General features: G+C 69.4%; 11 protein-coding genes. 5 read left to right on the forward strand and 6 right to left on the reverse strand.

The window, feature by feature from the left end:
• Positions 1 to 59: 59 nt before the first annotated feature.
• Positions 60 to 3,593, reverse strand: coding sequence for a DNA polymerase III subunit alpha (gene dnaE, locus AC1VVG_RS12240; protein ID WP_034190751.1), 3,534 nt, complete (start codon positions 3,591 to 3,593; stop codon positions 60 to 62).
• Positions 3,594 to 3,809: 216 nt separating this feature from the next.
• Here dnaE and AC1VVG_RS12245 point away from each other — a divergent pair, with 216 nt between their 5' ends.
• Positions 3,810 to 4,664: a sulfurtransferase gene (locus tag AC1VVG_RS12245; RefSeq protein ID WP_034190750.1), complete on the forward strand. Its 855-nt coding sequence runs from the start codon at positions 3,810 to 3,812 to the stop codon at positions 4,662 to 4,664.
• 19 nt (positions 4,665 to 4,683) lie between these two features.
• Positions 4,684 to 5,577, forward strand: a complete 894-nt coding sequence (gluQRS, locus tag AC1VVG_RS12250; protein ID WP_482835681.1) for a tRNA glutamyl-Q(34) synthetase GluQRS — start codon at positions 4,684 to 4,686, stop codon at positions 5,575 to 5,577.
• A 174-nt stretch (positions 5,578 to 5,751) separates the two neighbouring features.
• Here the strand turns inward: gluQRS and AC1VVG_RS12255 are convergent, their stop codons facing one another.
• The 4 genes from AC1VVG_RS12255 to purT all read right to left on the reverse strand — a co-directional run bounded on the left by AC1VVG_RS12255 (position 5,752) and on the right by purT (position 9,608).
• Positions 5,752 to 7,257 carry a DEAD/DEAH box helicase gene (locus AC1VVG_RS12255; protein ID WP_462477492.1) on the reverse strand — a complete coding sequence of 502 codons (1,506 nt, stop codon included), beginning with the start codon at positions 7,255 to 7,257 and terminating at the stop codon, positions 5,752 to 5,754.
• Between the two features lie 465 nt (positions 7,258 to 7,722).
• On the reverse strand, positions 7,723 to 8,103 hold the full coding sequence (locus AC1VVG_RS12260) for an MliC family protein (RefSeq protein WP_034190747.1): 381 nt from the start codon (positions 8,101 to 8,103) through the stop codon (positions 7,723 to 7,725).
• Between the two features lie 86 nt (positions 8,104 to 8,189).
• Complete coding sequence (locus tag AC1VVG_RS12265) at positions 8,190 to 8,375, reverse strand: DUF6726 family protein (RefSeq protein WP_006497052.1); 186 nt, start codon at positions 8,373 to 8,375, stop codon at positions 8,190 to 8,192.
• 18 nt (positions 8,376 to 8,393) lie between these two features.
• Positions 8,394 to 9,608 (reverse strand): formate-dependent phosphoribosylglycinamide formyltransferase, encoded by a 1,215-nt coding sequence (gene purT / locus AC1VVG_RS12270; protein ID WP_069705573.1) that lies wholly within the window; start codon positions 9,606 to 9,608, stop codon positions 8,394 to 8,396.
• 213 nt (positions 9,609 to 9,821) lie between these two features.
• Here purT and AC1VVG_RS12275 point away from each other — a divergent pair, with 213 nt between their 5' ends.
• Entirely contained in the window at positions 9,822 to 10,367 is a 546-nt protein-coding gene (locus tag AC1VVG_RS12275) for an META domain-containing protein (RefSeq protein ID WP_034190745.1), read from the forward strand.
• 177 nt (positions 10,368 to 10,544) lie between these two features.
• Positions 10,545 to 15,005, forward strand: a complete 4,461-nt coding sequence (locus AC1VVG_RS12280; protein ID WP_482835682.1) for a DNA translocase FtsK — start codon at positions 10,545 to 10,547, stop codon at positions 15,003 to 15,005.
• Positions 15,006 to 15,112: 107 nt separating this feature from the next.
• Here AC1VVG_RS12280 and AC1VVG_RS12285 read toward each other — a convergent pair whose 3' ends face one another.
• The gene (locus AC1VVG_RS12285; RefSeq protein ID WP_124609477.1) at positions 15,113 to 16,363 is read right to left on the reverse strand and encodes a lactonase family protein; all 1,251 of its coding nucleotides are present in this window, start codon (positions 16,361 to 16,363) and stop codon (positions 15,113 to 15,115) included.
• A 164-nt stretch (positions 16,364 to 16,527) separates the two neighbouring features.
• Between AC1VVG_RS12285 and AC1VVG_RS12290 the strand changes: the two genes are divergently transcribed.
• Positions 16,528 to 18,357 carry a glycoside hydrolase family 15 protein gene (locus AC1VVG_RS12290; RefSeq protein WP_034190742.1) on the forward strand — a complete coding sequence of 610 codons (1,830 nt, stop codon included), beginning with the start codon at positions 16,528 to 16,530 and terminating at the stop codon, positions 18,355 to 18,357.
• The last annotated feature ends 31 nt before the right edge of the window (positions 18,358 to 18,388 follow it).

The following is an 18,388-nucleotide window of genomic DNA, read 5'->3' on the forward strand; positions in this document are numbered from 1 at the left end:
ACCGCGCGATGGCGATGCGCCGGGCCGTCTGTCGCGACAGCCGTCTAAACAGGACGCGATCAGTACGTGATTTCGACGACGCTGCCGTCGAACGCCGCGCGCAGTTCCGCGAGCAGCACGTCGCTCGGCTTCACGCGCCACGCGTCGCCCAGACGCATTTCGCCTTGCGCCCGGGCATTGCTGTACTGGATCTGGACCGCGAGCCCGTTCGGCAGCGGCGCCTGCGGGCGACGGCCGCCATCGCGCCCGCCGCCGCGCGGCGCCGGCGCTTCGACCGCGGTCGCGGCCGCCGGATCGTCCTTCGACACGTGCGGCTCGAGCACGCGGCGCAGCGCGACCGCGTCGGCGTTGCCGTTCATCGTCAGCCGCACGGCCTGCGCATAACGGCTGCGTGCGCGTTCGAGATCCATCACGGTATCGGCCGTGAAGCGGATGCCGCCGGTGAACGCGTCATTGCGCGCCTGCCCCTGCACGATCAGCAGTTCGTCTTCCTTGAACAGCGCCTTGTTGGCCTCGAACTGTTCGTTGAAGATCGTGATCTCGCACTGGCCCGACCCGTCGTCGAGCAGCGCGATCAGCATCTTGCCGCGCTGGGTCATCTGCGTGCGCAGCGACGCGATGATGCCCGCGACGAGCTTGTCGCGCCCTTCCTTCAGGTCGCCGACCTTCTGCCGCACGAAGCGGCGCACTTCGTCACGATATGCGTCGAACAGGTGGCCGGACAGGTAGAAGCCGAGCGCCCCCTTTTCCTCCTGCAGGCGGCGCTTGTCGTCCCAGGCGGGCTCGTCGACGAGCGCATGCGCGTGCGGCGACTCGGCGCCCATGTCGAACAGGCCGGCCTGCATCGCGTTCGCCTCGGCCTGGTCGGCCGCTTCCATCGCGAGCGGCACCGACGCGATCAGCTGCGCGCGGTTCGCATTCAGCGAATCGAACGCGCCGGCGCGGATCAGCGCCTCGACCGTGCGGCGGTTGACGACGCGACGGTCGATCCGTTCGCAGAAGTCGAACAGGTCGGTGAACGCCTTCTCCTCGCGAGCGCGCAGGATTTCCTCGATCGCGTTCTGGCCGCTGCCCTTCACCGCGCCGAGGCCATAGCGAATCGTGCGCGAACGCTTGCCGTCGGCTTCGGCGACCGGCTCGAACCGGTAATGCGACTGGTTGATGTCGGGCGGCAGCACGGCGAGGTTGTTCACGACGCAGTCGTCGAACAGGATCTTCACCTTGTCGGTGTCGTCCATCGCGAGCGTCATGTTGGCCGCCATGAATTCGGCCGGATGGTGCGCCTTCAGCCACGCGGTGTAATACGCGAGCAGTGCGTAGGCAGCCGCGTGCGACTTGTTGAAGCCGTAGCCCGCGAACTTCTCCATCAGGTCGAAGATCTCGTCGGACTTCTCGCGCGAGAGGCCGTTCTTCGCCGCACCCTCGGCGAAGATCTCGCGGTGCTTGACCATCTCCTCGGGCTTCTTCTTGCCCATCGCGCGACGCAGCAAGTCGGCGCCGCCGAGCGAGTAGCCGCCGATGATCTGCGCCATCTGCATCACCTGCTCCTGATAGACCATGATGCCGTAGGTCTCTTTCAGGACGGGTTCGACGCGCGGATCCGGATACTCGACCTTCTCGCGGCCGTGCTTCCGTGCGCAGAAACTCGGGATCAGGTCCATCGGGCCCGGACGGTACAACGACACGAGCGCGATGATGTCCTCGAAGCGGTCGGGCTGCGCATCCTTCAGCATGCCCTGCATCCCGCGGCTTTCCAGCTGGAACACCGCGACCGTGTTGGCCTTCTTCAGGATCTGGAACGAAGCCGGATCGTCGAGCGGCACCTGCGCGAGCGACCAGTCGGCCTTCGACGGATCGAGGCGGCGAATGTAGCGCTCGGCCCAGTCGAGGATCGTCAGCGTCGTGAGACCCAGAAAGTCGAACTTCACGAGGCCGACGGCTTCGACGTCGTCCTTGTCGTACTGGCTGACGACACCGCCTTCGTCGCCCTGCGTGTACAGCGGGCAGAAATCGGTCAGCTTGCCGGGCGCGATCAGCACGCCGCCCGCGTGCATCCCGACGTTACGCGTGAGGCCCTCGACGCGCTGCGCGAGATCGAGCAGCTGGTGGACTTCGTCCTCGTGGTCGTAGCGCTCCTGAAGCTGCGGCTCTTCCTTCATCGCGTCGGCGATGGTCACGTGCTTGCCCGGCTTGAACGGGATCAGCTTCGCGACGCCGTCGGTGAACATGTAGCCGAGGTCGAGCACGCGGCCGATGTCGCGCACGGCCGCCTTCGCGGCCATCGTGCCGAAGGTGGCGATCTGCGACACGGCGTCCGCGCCGTATTTTTCCTTCACGTACTGGATCACGCGATCGCGGCCGTGCTGGCAGAAGTCGATGTCGAAGTCGGGCATCGACACGCGTTCCGGATTCAGGAAGCGCTCGAACAGCAGGTTGTAGCGCAGCGGATCGAGATCGGTAATGCCGAGCGCGTACGCGACCAGCGAACCGGCGCCCGAGCCGCGGCCCGGGCCGACCGGCACGCCGTTGTTCTTTGCCCAGTTGATGAAGTCCGCGACGATCAGGAAGTAGCCGGGAAAGCCCATCTTCGTGATGGTCCCGCACTCGAATTCGAGGCGCTTGTAGTAGGTGTCGCGCTGCGCGTCGCGCTCGGCTTCGACCGGATACAGCTGCGCGAGACGGGTCTCGAGCCCTTCCTTCGACAGCTGGACGAGGTAGTCGTCGAGCGACATGCCGTCGGGCGTCGGGAACAGCGGCAGCTTCGGCTTGCCGAGCTCGAGCTTCAGGTTGCAGCGCTTCGCGATCTCGACCGTGTTCGCGACCGCCGACGGCAGGTCGGCGAACAGCGCGACCATGTCGTCCTGCGTGCGGAAGTACTGGTCGGTCGTGAACCGCTTCTGGCGCCGCGGATTCGCGAGGATGTCGCCTTCCGAGATACACACGCGCGCTTCGTGCGCGGTGAAATCGTCGTCGGTCATGAACTGCGTCGGGTGCGTCGCGACGACCGGCAGCTTCAGCGCCGCGGCGAGCGTCGCGGCCTGCTGGATGTACGCCTCCGCGCCCGGCTGGCCGTAACGCTGCAGCTCGATGTAGAAGCCGCCCGGGAATACCTTCGCCCAGCGCTCGGCGTGACGGCGCGCGGCGTCCTCGTTGCCGGCGGCCAGCGCGAGCCCGATGTCGCCCTGCTGCGCGCCCGACAGCGCGAGCAGCCCCTGCGAAAGCGGGCCATCGAGCCAGCTCGCGTCGAGTTCCGCGCGGCCGCGGTACTGGTTCGTGAGCCATGCCTTCGACAGCAGCTCGCAGAGATTCAGGTAGCCGACCTTGTCCTTGACGAGCAGCAGCAGCCGCGACGGCTTGTCGCGATCGTCGGGATTGGCGATCCAGACGTCGCAGCCGGCGATCGGCTTGATGCCCTTGCCGCGGGCTTCCTGGTAGAAACGGACGAGGCCGAATGCGTTGCCGAGATCGGTGAGCGCGAGCGCGCCCTGACCGTCCGCGGCCGCCGCCTTGACGATGTCGTCAATGCGCACGATGCCGTCGGCAATCGAGAATTCGGAGTGAACGCGAAGATGGACGAAGCGGGGATCTGACATGGGCGCTATTGTAGCCGCCCCGCCGCGCAGGCTGCCCAAAAAATCCCCGCGCCGGCCGTTCGGCCGATGCGCGCGGCGACACGTCGCGCGACCGGCCGGACAGCCGGGTGCCGATGCCCGCGCGGTTTGCGGGATAATACGGGTTTTCGAATCAACGCCCCGGCTTCGCACCCTATTTTGCGGGCCGCCGTGCGGCCGTTTTCCCGTCGGACCATCATGACCATCGTCAACCTCGCCGCCTACCACTTCGTGTCGCTCGACGCGAACGAACAATGGCGCCCGCTCGTCACCGCCCGCTGCAACGAACTCGGCCTGCGCGGCACGATCCTGCTCGCCCCGGAAGGCATCAACCTGTTCATCGCCGGCACGCGCGACGCCACCGACGCGTTCATCGCGTACCTCCGCCACGATCCGCTGTTCGAAGGCAAGTTCGCGTCGCTGCAGTTCAAGGAAAGCCTGTCCGACTCGCAGCCGTTCCGCCGCATGCTCGTGCGCCTGAAGCGCGAGATCATCACGATGAAGAAACCCGCGATCAAGCCGGAGCTCGGCCGTGCGCCGTTCGTCGACGCGCACACGCTGAAGGCGTGGCTCGACCGCGGCCACGACGACACGGGGCGCCCGGTCGTGATGCTCGACACGCGCAACGCGTTCGAGGTCGACGTCGGCACGTTCGACAACGCGCTCGATTACCGGATCGACAAGTTCAGCGAATTCCCCGAAGTGATCGACGCGAACCGCGCCGACCTCGAAGGCAAGACGGTCGTGTCGTTCTGCACCGGCGGCATCCGCTGCGAGAAGGCCGCGATCCACATGAAGGAAATCGGCATCGAGAACGTGTACCAGCTCGAAGGCGGAATCCTGAAGTACTTCGAGGAAGTCGGCGGCGCGCACTATCACGGCGACTGCTTCGTGTTTGACTACCGCACCGCGCTGAACCCGCAACTCCAGCCGACCGAGAACGTCACCTGCTTCGCATGCCGCGCGGTCGTCACGCCGGAAGCGCAACAATCGCCGAGCTACGTGCCCGGCAAGTCGTGCCCGGCCTGCGCGCAGGCAGCCAGCGCCGCGTAAGCGCGCAACCGGCGTTCCGATGAACGACTATCGCGGCCGCTTCGCGCCGTCGCCCACCGGCCCGCTGCACTTCGGCTCGCTGGTCGGCGCGCTCGCGAGCTGGCTCGACGCACGCGCGCACGGCGGCGCGTGGCTCGTGCGCATCGAGGATCTCGACGGTCCGCGCACGGTACCCGGCGCGGCCGACGACATCCTCGCGACGCTCGCGCATTTCGGCATGACGCCCGACGAACCGCCCGTGTGGCAAAGCACGCGCGACGCGGCCTACACGGCCGCGCTCGAACAGCTCGTCGCGGCAGGGCTCGTCTATCCGTGCGGCTGCACGCGCAAGGAAATCGCCGATTCGCTGCGTGCCGCGCACGAACGCCACACGACGCTCGCGTACCCGGGCACGTGCCGCACCGGCCTGCACGGCAAGCCCGCGCGCGCGTGGCGGCTGCGCGTGCCGGACGGCGGCGACGCGATCGTCGCGTTCGACGACCGCTGGCAGCACACGCAATCGCAGAACCTCGCGACCGAAGTCGGCGATTTCGTGCTGAAGCGCGCGGACGGCCAATGGGCCTATCAGCTCGCGGTCGTCGTCGACGACGCCGCCGCGTGTATCACGCATGTCGTGCGCGGCGCCGACCTGCTCGATTCGACCGCGCGCCAGATCCATCTGCAACACTGCCTCGGGGTGCCGACGCCACGGTATCTGCACGTGCCCGTCGTCGTCGATGCAAACGGCGAGAAACTCAGCAAGCAGACGGGCGCGACCGCGCTCGAACGCGCCGCCCCGCTGCCCGCGCTGCAGGCCGCGGCAGCGCACCTGGGCCTCGCGCCCGACGGTGCGCTGCCCGGCGCGACGCTGGAGGCGTTCTACGCGGCCGCGACGGCAGCGTGGGCGCGGCGCTTCGGCCCGCGGGCCGGCTGACGCGCGTGCAGCGAGCCGGCTTCGCGGCAATCGCGGCCGGCGCCCCATGACGGATGCGTCGCCTGCCGCGCCACGATCCCCCAGCCGCCCCCCCAATGAAAAACGGGCACATGCTTGTCGCATGCACCCGCTCGTCCGGCAGCGCTCGCGCGCCGCCCCTGCCTTCCGCCGACCTTACGCCGACGGCTTGCGCGGCATCCCGAACCCGCCGAGCAACGCCGCAACCTGGCGCTTCGGCCCTTTCTTCTCGGGCTGTTGCGCGGGTTGTGCGTCGTCCGCCTGCTTCGCCGGTGCCGACGGCTCATACGGCTTCAGGAAGAAATCATCGACCGGCGCTTCGTGGCGACGGTGATGACCGCCGCGCTCGGAACCGCCCGACCGGCGCCCCGATGCGCCGCGATGCTCGTCGCGATCGCGACGGCCGCCTCGTTCGCCACCGCGTTCGCTGTTGCGATCGCCGCCACGGTCACCACCGCGCTCGCCGCCGCGGTCGTCGTGACGATGGCGCGCCGGCTTGTCGAGCGTGAGCGTCTGCACGTCGAGCGGACGCTTGATCAGCTTCTCGATATCGGCAAGCTGCTTGCGTTCGTTCGGGCTGCACAGCGACAGCGCATCGCCCGTCGCGCCCGCGCGGCCGGTACGGCCGATCCGGTGCACGTAGTCTTCCGCGCTGAACGGCAGGTCGAAGTTGATCACGGCCGGCAGCTCGGCGATGTCGAGGCCGCGCGCGGCCACGTCGGTCGCGACCAGTGCCTCGATCTCGCCGCGCTTGAACGCGTCGAGTGCCTGCATCCGCTCGATCTGCGTCTTGTCGCCGTGAATCGCCGACGCGACGACACCGTCGCGCTCGAGATTGCGCGCCAGGCGGCTCGCGCCGATCTTGCTGTTGCAGAACACGATCACCTGTTTCAGGCCGCGATCGCGCAGCAACTGCACGACGGCCGCCTGCTTGTCGCCTTCGGCGACGTCGTAGACGATCTGCGTGACGTTCGCGTTCGTCGAGTTGCTGCGCGCGACCTCGATCGTCTGCGGGCTGCGCAGGTAGGTCGACGCGAGCTTCTTGATTTCCGGCGAGAACGTGGCCGAGAACAGCAGCGTCTGGCGCTCCTTCGGCAGCAGGTTCAGGATGCGCTGCAGATCGGGCAGGAAGCCCATGTCGAGCATCCGGTCGGCTTCGTCGAGCACGAGGATCTGCACCTGGCCGAGGTTCGCGGTCTTCTGCTGCACGTGGTCGAGCAGGCGGCCCGGTGTCGCGATCAGGATCTCGACGCCGCGGCGCAGCTCCGCCGACTGCGGGTTCATGTCGACGCCGCCGAACACGACCGCGCTGCGCAGCGGCGTGTGCTTCGCATACGCGTGCACGTTCGCGGCGACCTGGTCGGCGAGTTCGCGGGTCGGCGTGAGGATCAGCGCACGCACGGGGTGGCGCGCCGGTGACGCGCTCGTGTTGGCCTGCGGCAGCAGGCGCTGGATGATCGGCAGCGAGAAGCTCGCGGTCTTGCCGGTGCCCGTTTGCGCGGCGCCCATGACGTCGCGGCCGGCGAGCACGACCGGAATGGCCTGCGCCTGGATCGGCGTCGGCGTCGTATAACCCTGCTCCGCAATGGCTTTCAGGATATCGGCGGCAAGGCCGAATTGGTCGAAGGTTGCGTCGACGGGCTTGGCGACAGAATCGGACATGGTGGCGTTTCGCTCAAAAGGCGCGGCGGGGACATCGTGCGTCAGGCCGGCCGGGCCTGCGCTCATCACAATTCGGAAATAGACGGAGCCGCGGCGCGCCGCGCGGCGCCGCTCTGGCGCTTGGGACCGGTTCAATGCGAACGCTGGACGCCAGGCCGTGCGGACTCCGTTCGGCGCGAATGCCGGCGGAAAGGGCCGTATTGTAGCACTGTGCGGCCGTCTGTCCGTGACAACGCCGCGAACGGCCGCACCGGCGGTTCGCGCGGCCGGCCGGTACAGGCCCGCGCGGGGCGACGGACGGCCCGCGCGGGCTATCCCGATCGGCCGGCGGCAATATCAGGGGACTGATCGCGGAGTGTCGCGTCCGGAGGCCCGTCGCCTGCCCGCGGAACGGGTGATCGGGCGGCCAGGCCCGGCAGCCGGTCGATGCGAGCGGCGCGTACGGTCCGCGACCGCGCCCGGCGCTCAGCCCTTCTTCTTTTTCTTCTCGACCTGCGCGCAATCGCCCAGCAGCGGCGGCGAATTCGGGTCGGCGATCTCGTCGCGCAGCGTCGCTTCCTTGCCCTTCGTCCACCACGTATAGCGGCCGGCCTGGTAGCGCGCGCCCGACGCCGACACGGTGTCGACGAACAGCATCTGCTTCCCGTTGACCGGCACGAGCGCGAAGCTCTGGCCGTTGCCCGCGAGCCAGTACGACACGCGCACGGGCTGCTTCTGGTTCGCGCACTGGTAGACGGCCTGCTGGCGTGCATCGGCATCGATTTCCTCGACGGTCAGCTGCGCGGCGTGCGCGACGGAAACGGCAGTGCCCGCAAGCGCGAGCGCGGCAAGGGTGTGGCGAATCATGCAGGTCCTCTCACGAGACGGGTGGAAGCGCGCCCTCCCGGAGCGCGCGATTACTGTTGACGGGCGAGCGCCCCGGCTGGCGGGGATCAGGGATCGATGACGTCGGCGCACGCGTCGGTCGGCGCCGCCGCGACGTGGCCGACGAGCGGCACGATCTTGAGCCCGGCCGAAGCCACCCGGCACGGCGCGGCCGCGAGGCCGCAACCCGCGAGACTCGCGACGAGCGCCAGCGCGGCGCCCAGCTTGCCGATACGCAACCACCTCGACGCCATCGCCCTCTCCTCGTTCCGTCAGCGGGCCGACACGGGCCGGACGGCCGCGGCGGCGCGCTTCGCGCGTTCGCGGGCTTCGTCGACGGTCGCGCCGGTCGCCAGCGCGACGCCCATGCGCCGCTTCGCAAAACTTTCCGGCTTGCCGAACAGGCGCAGGTCCGCGCCCGGCACCGCGAGCGCGTCGCGTACGCCTTCGAACGCGATCCCGCGCTCGTCGAGCCCGCCGTAGATCACGGCCGACGCGGCCGGGGTCCCGAGCGCCGGATCGACCGGCAGCCCGAGAATCGCGCGCGCATGCAGCTCGAATTCCGACTGGCGCTGCGACGCGAGCGTGACGAGGCCCGTATCGTGCGGCCGCGGGCTCACTTCCGAGAACCACACGTCGTCGCCGCGCACGAACAGCTCGACGCCGAACAGCCCGCGCCCGCCGAGCGCCTCGGTGACCTTGTGCGCGATCTCGCGCGACTTCTCGAGCGCCACCGCGCTCATCGGCTGCGGCTGCCACGATTCGACGTAGTCGCCCGCGACCTGCACGTGGCCGACCGGCTCGCAGAAGTAGGTGCGCGTGGCGAGCGTCGCCGGGTCGATCGCGCGCACGGTCAGCTGCGTGATCTCGTAGTCGAAATCGATGAAGCCCTCGACGATCACGCGGCCGTGGTTCACGCGCCCGCCCGCCATCGCGTAGTCCCACGCGGCCTTCACGTCGGCGTCGGTCTTCACGACCGACTGCCCCTTGCCCGACGACGACATCACGGGCTTCACGACGCACGGCATGCCGATCTTCGCGACCGCCGCGCTGAAGGCCTCGAACGAATCCGCGAACGCATACGGCGACGTCGGCAGGCCGAGCTCCTCGGCCGCGAGCCGGCGGATCCCTTCGCGATTCATCGTGAGCTGTGTCGCGCGCGCGGTCGGGATCACCTCGGCAAGACCGGCCGTCTCGATCGCCGCGAGCGCGTCGGTGGCGATCGCCTCGATCTCCGGCACGATCAGGTGCGGACGCTCGGCCTCGACGATCGCACGCAGCGCGGCGGCGTCCGTCATGTCGATCACGTGCGCGCGATGCGCGACCTGATGGCCCGGCGCGTCCGGATAGCGGTCGACCGCGATGACTTCGACACCGAGACGCTGCAACGCGATGATGACTTCCTTGCCGAGCTCGCCGGCGCCGAGCAGCATGACGCGCGTGGCCGAGGGTGAAAGCGGCGTACCGAGCCGCTGACCGATCTGCATGTGATTTCCCGCTTCTGGTGGAGGACGAAAACGGCTCCGATGTTAACACGCGCGATGACGCCGGTTTGAGGCGTTTCGACGCGCCGGCGCTCGACCGCGCACGACGCGCAGGCACGCTGCGAACGTTTTCATGCGTGAAGTGTCGGCTCGCCTGCCGCGGGGCGGGTGCGTTACTCTTACGCCTTGATCAGAATCCGATGAGGAACGAGGCTCATGTCCCACCTGTCCGCCGCCGCACGCGCACGCACCGGCCTGCTTCGCCCGTTGCGCGCGCCGCTCTGCGCGTTGACGCTTGCCACGCTTCTCGCCGCCTGCGCGATGCCGACCCATCCCGATTCCGCCGCCCCCGCGCCCGACCCGTACAACCCGGCCGCCGTCCAGCTGCTCGACGACACGAGCTGGGAACTCACCAGCTGGACGAATGCCGACGGCACGCCGCGCGCGATCCCGCACGGCGACAACGGCGAGCCGATCAAGCTCGCGCTGTCGACCGAGTCGGGCATCCGGCGCGCCAGCGGGTTCTCGGGCTGCAACCGCTACACGGGCACCTACGCGATCAAGAACGGCCTGCTGAGCTTCGGGCCGCTCGCCGGCACGCGGATGGCCTGCCCGAATTCGCTCGGCGGCCAGCTCGAGCGCGCGTACCTCGACGCGCTTGCGCACGTCGACAAGACCGGCGTGCAGATGCGCGAGCCGCAGCAATTGCAGATCGTGACCAGCGCCGGCGCAACGCTCGTTTTCACGCACCGGAGCCCTTGATGCATCACGCACGCGAAGGCCGGCCGACCGCCTTCGCGTCGCGTGTCGCGCGCGTGTGCCGGCCGCACGCGCCGCACGGCGTGAACCGAATTCACGTCGCCCGGGAATCTTGTTCGCCGGCCGGTTAAACTCGGCGGGTCGCGCCTCGCGCGCCCCTCCCTACTCCTGTTTCAAAGCATGCACACGGTAGTCTTCGGCTGGTTCGGCATCTCCGCCGTCTGGTTCCTTCTTCTCTTCTGGCGTCTCGTGCAGGCGATGCTGCCCGGCGGCGGCGGGCTCGCCGGCCGCGGCTCGATCCGCCTATGGCTCGGCTTCGTCGCGGTATTCGTCGCGAGCTGCACGCTGACGAGCCCGCTGTCGGGACCCGACACGAACGCGCTCGGCCATGCGTTCTCGGCGGGCTTCGCGCACGTACTCGGTCCGATCGGCACGCCGGTCGCGATGGTCGTCCTGTTCTTCGCCGGGTTGCCCTGGCTGACCGGCATCGGCTGGCGGCAGTTCGCCGCGTGGGTCGACACGTCGTTCGGCGTCAAGCTGTCGCGCGACGGCGGCGACGACGACGCGCGCGGGATCGCCGACCTGCCGCGCAGCGCGCTGCATCGCGACGACGACCTCGTGCAGCCAACCACCGCGCATACCGTCAACTCGATGGCGCCGCGCCAGAACGGCCGGTATTCACGCCCGACGCTGTGGAAACCCGATCCGCAGGCGCGGCCGAAGCCACGCGGCAAGACGCCGCCGCGGCCGCACACGGAACCCGTCGCGCCGTCGGGCTGGCTGAAGCCGACCGTGCCGCAGCGCACGCCGGTGGCGCCCGCCGCGCCGATTCCGGCCAGCGCGATGCCGCCGCCGACGACCGGCAGCACCGCGAGCCTCGCGCGCGCGGCAGCCAACTCGCAAGTGCCGCGCCCCGATCCGGCCCCGCTTCCTGTCGGATTCGAACCCGTCCGGCCGCGGCCGACTGCCGTGCGACCGGCCACCGCCGCGCTGAAACAGACGCCACCGCGTGCGACGGTCACGCCGCGCCCGGCCGCCGCGCCACCGCAGCGTCCGCCGGCACGCCCGGTCGCGGGAACGGCCGCAGCCGGCGTGTCGCCGGACACGACGCGACGCCGTCCGGTGCCGCCGACGCCGGCGCGCGCGCCGCTCTATGCCTGGACTGAAAAACCTGCCACGCCGATCACGCCGGCGCCGAGCGTTCACGACACGCTGCGTTCGATCGAAGCCAGCACCGCGCAATGGGCCACGCTCGGCGGCGCACAGTCGACCGATGCGACGCACGCCGCGACGGCCGCCGCAGCCGCGGCTGGAATGGCGGCGACAGCAGGCAGCGTCGCCGCGCCGGCAGCGGCGGCCGTGTCGAACGCATTCGCCGAGGCAACGCACGGTATCGCGGCCCGTGACACTGGTGCTCCGGTCCAGCACGATGCCGCGCCCGCACGCGACGACAGCCCGCCGATCGTGCTGGATGCGTTCATGCCGGCGGAGCCCGGCATCCCCGCGACGATTGCCGATTGGGCCACCCCGGCGCTCGACGGCGCCGCACCGCACGCGCTGCCGAATGCTGACACGGGCGCCGGCAGCGACGATGCCGTGTCGTCGCATCAAACCGACGATGACATCCGTCACGTCAACGCTGCGCCCGCCGCACACGCACCTGCACCTGCACCTGCACCTGCACATGGGATCCCGCCGGCGCCGTCGTTCGACGCCCCGGTCAATCTCGCGCCGTGGGAGGACCTCGGCCGCCCGTCGGTTTCCGCGTTCGAAGCATCGCCCGCGCATCCGATCGCTGAATCACCGGCAGACGCAACGCAACCGGAGCCGGCCCACGCCGCCTTCGCGCAACAAGCTGACGAAGCAGCGGTCGACGAAGCCCCCGCACGCAATCCGGCAGCATTCTTCGATACCGCCGCCCCGGCGATCGAACGCCCTGCATCGGCTTACCTGCCACCGGGTGTCGATGACGCACATGACGACCTGAAGCCCGCCGGTGGCATCGCGCCGTTCGCGGCGCTCCCCTCTTCGTCGATCGCCGCGACATCGGCACGCGCCATGACCGGAACGACGCCGATTGCGGCAACGTCGGCACGCCCTGCATCGAACCTCGTTCCGGAGGCCGCCCAACCGGCAGGGGCGGAACGTAGTGCATCGCTGTCGGCCATCGCCGAAGGCGGCACGCCCGTCACGCATTGGGCGCCGCCGGTGCAACCCGCAACGACACCCGCGGCGGCTTCCGCGGAATTGCCTGAATCGCCGACGATTCAACCGTTTGCCGCGGCACCGACCGCTTCTGCCGCGGCTGCGTCGCCGTTCGTCGGCACGGCCCTCGGTTCGACCGCACCGGTACCTGCCTCCGCTTCGGGTGTTGCGCCCGTCGCCGCCATACCCGCCGCGACACCATCGACGGCCGGCATGACCGGCACGGCATCGGTTTCGCCGTCGCAACCGGCGGTATCGGCATCGACCGGCGCCTCCGTTGCGCCGGCAGCGCCGATCGGTGTCCCGGACATGAGCTACGGTGCGTTCGGCCGCGCATCGATGCCCGAGACAACCGCCACGCCCGCCGCGGCACCGTCGACGACCGGCGCGCCGGATTGGGCCGCGCAAGCGCCCGCGGCACCGGCGCCCGCGAGTTTCACGTCCGCCCCGCTTGCGGCACAAGCGTCCGTGCCGACACCGGCGCACCAGACCGGCACGGCAACCTCGTCGAGCGGCACGGCAATCGACGGATCCGGCTCGTTCGGCGCAACCGCCGCGCAACCGGCAACCCGCCTTCCCGTGCCGCCGGCCGCTTCCGCTGCGGTCGGATCGCTCGCCTCCATCGGTGCAGCGGCCGCGTCGCCGACTCCGTCGGTCGCTGCCACGCCGGCCGCCGCCACGACGTTCACGACGGCGCCCGCCCCCGCCGCGTCGCCGGCAAGCTGGTCCGTGTCGAACGACGTGTCCGCGGCGCCGCAACCGGCCGCCCCGCTCCCGGGCGCAAGCCTGTCAGTGCCGGCAGCGATCGTTGCTGCGCCGGCGCTCCCGGTTGCCCCGCCGACCGGCGCAACCGCCGCCGTGACGGCCGAGCCGGCCGCAACCGACACCGCAGCCCCCGACGCCCCCGTGCGCCAGCCGCGCCCGAACGCGTTCGAATTCCACGCACCCGCGTCGTTCAGCGTCGAACTGCCGACGCTCGACCTGCTCGAGCCCGCATCCGACGACGTCGAAACGATCACCGAGGAACACCTCGCGCAAACGGCCCAGGTGATCGAACAGCGGCTGCAGGAATTCAAGGTGCCGGTGACGGTGGTCGGCGCCTCGGCCGGCCCCGTGATCACGCGCTTCGAGATCGAGCCGGCGCTCGGCGTGCGCGGCAGCCAGATCGTCGGGCTGATGAAGGATCTGTCGCGCGGCCTCGGCCTCACGTCGATCCGCGTCGTCGAGACGATTCCCGGCAAGACCTGCATGGGCCTCGAGCTGCCGAACGCGAAGCGCCAGATGATCCGCCTGTCGGAAATCCTCGCGTCGCGCGAGTATCAGCATTCGCAATCGCAACTGACGATCGCGATGGGCAAGGACATCACGGGCCGCCCGGTCGTCACGGATCTCGCGAAGGCGCCGCACATGCTCGTCGCCGGCACGACGGGTTCGGGCAAGTCGGTCGCGATCAACGCGATGATCCTGTCGCTGCTGTACAAGGCGACGCCGGAAGACGTACGGCTCATCATGATCGACCCGAAGATGCTGGAGCTGTCCGTCTACGAAGGCATCCCGCACCTGCTCGCGCCGGTCGTCACCGACATGAAGCTCGCGGCGAACGCGCTGAACTGGTGCGTCGGCGAAATGGAGAAGCGCTACCGGCTGATGTCGGCTGTCGGCGTGCGCAACCTCGCGGGTTTCAACCAGAAGATCCGCGATGCGGAAGCGAAGGAAAAGAAGATCGGCAACCCGTTCTCGCTGACGCCCGAGGATCCCGAGCCGCTGTCGAAGCTGCCGCTGATCGTCGTCGTCATCGACGAGCTGGCCGACCTGATGATGGTCGCCGGCAAGAAGATCGAGGAGCTGATCGCGCGCCTCGCGCAGAAGGCGCGCGCGGCCGGCATCCACCTGATCCTCGCGACGCAGCGTCCGTCCGTCGATGTGATCACGGGCCTGATCAAGGCGAACATCCCGACGCGCGTCGCGTTCCAGGTGTCGTCGAAGATCGACTCGCGCACGATCCTCGACCAGATGGGCGCGGAGTCGCTGCTCGGGATGGGCGACATGCTGTTCCTGCCGCCGGGCACCGGTTATCCGCAGCGCGTGCACGGCGCGTTCGTCGCCGACGAGGAAGTGCACCGGATCGTCGAGTATCTGAAGCAGTTCGGCGAGCCGCAGTACGAGGAAGGCATCCTCGACGGCCCGGCCGCCGACGGCGCGACGCAGGACCTGTTCGGCGAAGCGCCGGACGCGGAAGCCGATCCGCTGTACGACGAAGCCGTCGCGTTCGTCGTGCGCACGCGGCGCGCGTCGATCTCGTCGGTGCAGCGGCAGCTGCGCATCGGCTACAACCGCGCGGCACGCCTCGTCGAGCAGATGGAAGCGGCCGGGCTCGTGTCGGCGATGGGCATCAACGGCAGCCGCGAGGTGCTGGTGCCGGCCGCGGCCGACTGAGCGCGGCGGCCGAACGGCCGCCGTCGACCGATACGGGCGCACCGGGAAACCGGGCGCACCGAAAAAAACGGGCGCTGCATCGGCAGCGCCCGTTTCATTTACCGCATTTACATCGACTGCACCGGCACCAGTTTGAAATCGACCGGCTTGCCGACCGCGACCTTCTGCGGATTCGCGCCGAGCTGCCCCGTTTCGACATCGCGGCTGAACACGTAGAACGTGTCGCTGTCCTGGTTGCCGACGATCAGCCACTTGCCGGTCGGATCGATCAGGAACTCGCGCGGCGTCTTGCCGAGGCTCGACTGGCGGCCGACCTGCTTGAGCCGGCCGTCGGCCTGGTTCACCGCGTAGATCACGAGGTCGTTCGCGTCGCCGCGGTTGCTCGCGTACAGGAAGCGGCCGTCCGGCGACAGGTGGATCGCGCCGCCGCCGACCTTGCCCTTGAAGCCCGGCGCCGTCATCGACACCGTCTGGACCGGCGTCAGCTTGCCGTCGTGATAACCGAGCACCTCGACCGACGCGTTGAGCTCGCTCGTCACGTACGCGAACCGGCCGTCGGCGCCGAACACCATGTGACGCGGGCCCGAGCCGGCCTTCACCGGCGTGTAGCGCGTGTCGGTCGGGCTGATCAGCCCGCGGCTGCCGTCCACCGTGTAGCGGTAGCCGTAGATCTTGTCCGCGCCGAGATCCTGCACGAACAGGTAGCGGCCGTCCGGCGAAAACACCGTCGAATGCACGTGCGCGCCGTCCTGACGGCCCTTCACGGGCCCGGTGCCTTCGTGGTGCACGGCCAGCACGGCCTCGCCGAGCGCACCGTCGTCGCGCAGCGGAAACACCGCGAAGCTGCCGCCCGGATCCTTCGCGACCGAGTAGTTGGCCGTCACGAGATACTTGCCGTCCGGCGACAGCGCGAGATAGCAAGGATCGTTCCCTTCCGACGACACGCGGTCGATGAAGCTCAGCGCGCCCGTCTTCGCGTCGAAGCGGAACGCGCTGACGCCGCCGCGCTGCGACGCCGGCCCGTCGTCGCCGGGCAGTTCGTTGACCGCGTAGACGGTGCGACCGTCGCGGCTCGGCAACAGATACGACGGATTCACGGTCTTCGCCGACGATACGGGCGCGACGCTGCCATTTTTAGTATCGAAGCGGTAAACATAGATCCCGTCGCTGCCGCCGCCCGTATAGGTGCCGACCAGCAGGTTGTAGACGCCGTCGGCCGGTGCGGGCGATTGCTGCGCAAATGCATGGGTCGCGGACAGGGAAAGCACGATCGCGAAACCTTTCATCCAGTGAGCGAGCCTAAGCGGGAACCCTCGTGTCGAAGCGTGTGCGTCACGCTCGCGTAAACGGTTGGGCATTGAATCCTCCTTGCATCGAGTCGCTTCAAGTGTTGAGATAGGACGAAACGCCGGCCGTTCATGCGCTCCGCCGCCCGGCCGAGTATACGGGGCGCGACGCCCGGGCGTGAAGCCCGGCCGCCGCCGTCCGCATTGTGAACTCGATACCCAAGGACCGCCTGCCCATGCCTGCCCTGATCGAAGACTACGCCCTCGTCGGCGACGGCCACACGGCCGCGCTGATCTCGAAAGACGGCTCCGTCGACTGGCTGTGCTGGCCCCGCTTCGATTCGGGCGCCTGCTTCGCGGCACTTCTCGGCACCCCCGAGCACGGCCGCTGGCTGCTTGCGCCTGCCGCCGACGCCGCAGTCACGCACACCACGCGCCGCTATCGCGGCGACACGCTGATTCTCGAAACGGATTACGAAAGCGCCGACGGCGCCGTCACCGTGATCGACTTCATGCCGCCCGGCAACGGCTGGTCCGAACTCGTGCGGATCGTCGTCGGCCGTCACGGCACGATGAAGATGCGCATGGAGCTCGTGTTGCGCTTCGACTACGGTTTCTCGATCCCGTGGGTCACGCAACTGACTCGCGAGGACGGCATGAAGGCGATCGCGGGCCCCGACACCGTCGTGCTGCGCACGCCGGTGCCGCTCACCGGCAAGAATCTCCATACGCTCGCGGAATTCACGGTCGGCGCCGACCAGCGCGTGCCGTTCTCGCTCAGCTACGCGGCCTCGCACATGCGGCTGCCGCCCGCGCGCGATCCGCTGTCGATGCTCGCACGAACCGAGAACTACTGGCTCGAATGGTCGGGCCGCTGCCAGGTGCAGGGCCGCTACGCGGCGGCCGTGCGCCGCTCGCTGATCACGCTGAAGGCGCTCGCGTACGAGCCGACCGGCGGCATCGTCGCGGCGCCGACCACGTCGCTGCCCGAGAAGATCGGCGGCAACCGCAACTGGGACTACCGCTACTGCTGGCTGCGCGACGCGACGATCACGCTGCTCGCGCTGATGCGCGGCGGCTACTACGACGAGGCGCGCGCGTGGCGCACGTGGCTCGGCCGCGTGATGGCCGGCTCGCCCGAGCAGATCCAGATCATGTACGGGATCGCCGGCGAGCGCCGGCTGCCGGAAATGGAGCTCGACTGGCTGCCCGGCTACCAGGATTCGAAGCCGGTCCGCGTCGGCAACGGCGCCGCGAACCAGCTCCAGCTCGACGTGTTCGGCGAGGTGATGGCCGCGCTGCACCTCGCGCGCGTGGGCGGCCTGCAGGCCGACGACACGGTCTGGTCCGTGCAGTGCGCGCTGCTCGACCATCTCGAGAAGATCTGGCAGGAACCCGACGAAGGGATTTGGGAAACGCGCGGCGGCCGCCTGCATTTCACGTTCTCGAAGGTGATGGCATGGGTCGCGTTCGACCGCGCGATCAAGTCTGCGGAAATGTTCCGGCTGCCCGGCTCGCTCGACCGCTGGCGCGCGCTGCGCGAGCGGATCCATGCCGACGTCTGCGCCAACGCCTGGCACGCGGGCAAACAGGCGTTCGCGCAGAGCTACGGCAGCGACGAGCTCGACGCGAGCGTGCTGCTGATGCCGCTGCTCGGCTTCCTGCCGCCGGAAGACCCGCGCATCGTCGGCACGGTCGAGGCGATCGAGCGCGAACTGCTGCACGACGGGCTCGTGATGCGCTACCGGACGACCGAGTACGACGACGGCCTGCCGCCCGGCGAAGGCACGTTTCTCGCGTGCAGCTTCTGGCTGGTCGACAACTACGCGCTGCTCGGCCGGATCGACGACGCGCACCGGCTGTTCAGCCGGCTGCTCGCGCTGTCGAACGACCTCGGGCTGCTCGCGGAGGAGTACGACCCGGTCGCCGGGCGGCTCGTCGGCAACTTCCCGCAGGCGTTCTCGCACGTGGCGCTCGTGCATACCGCGATGAACCTGATGCACCACGAGGACGCGATGGCGCGGGCCGCCGGCCAGCCCGCGCCGGCCGTGGCGACCGGGCGTTGACGGACGTTGGCGGGGTGTCGGGCGGCGGCAC

The organism is Burkholderia sp. L-4 (assembly GCF_056856535.1).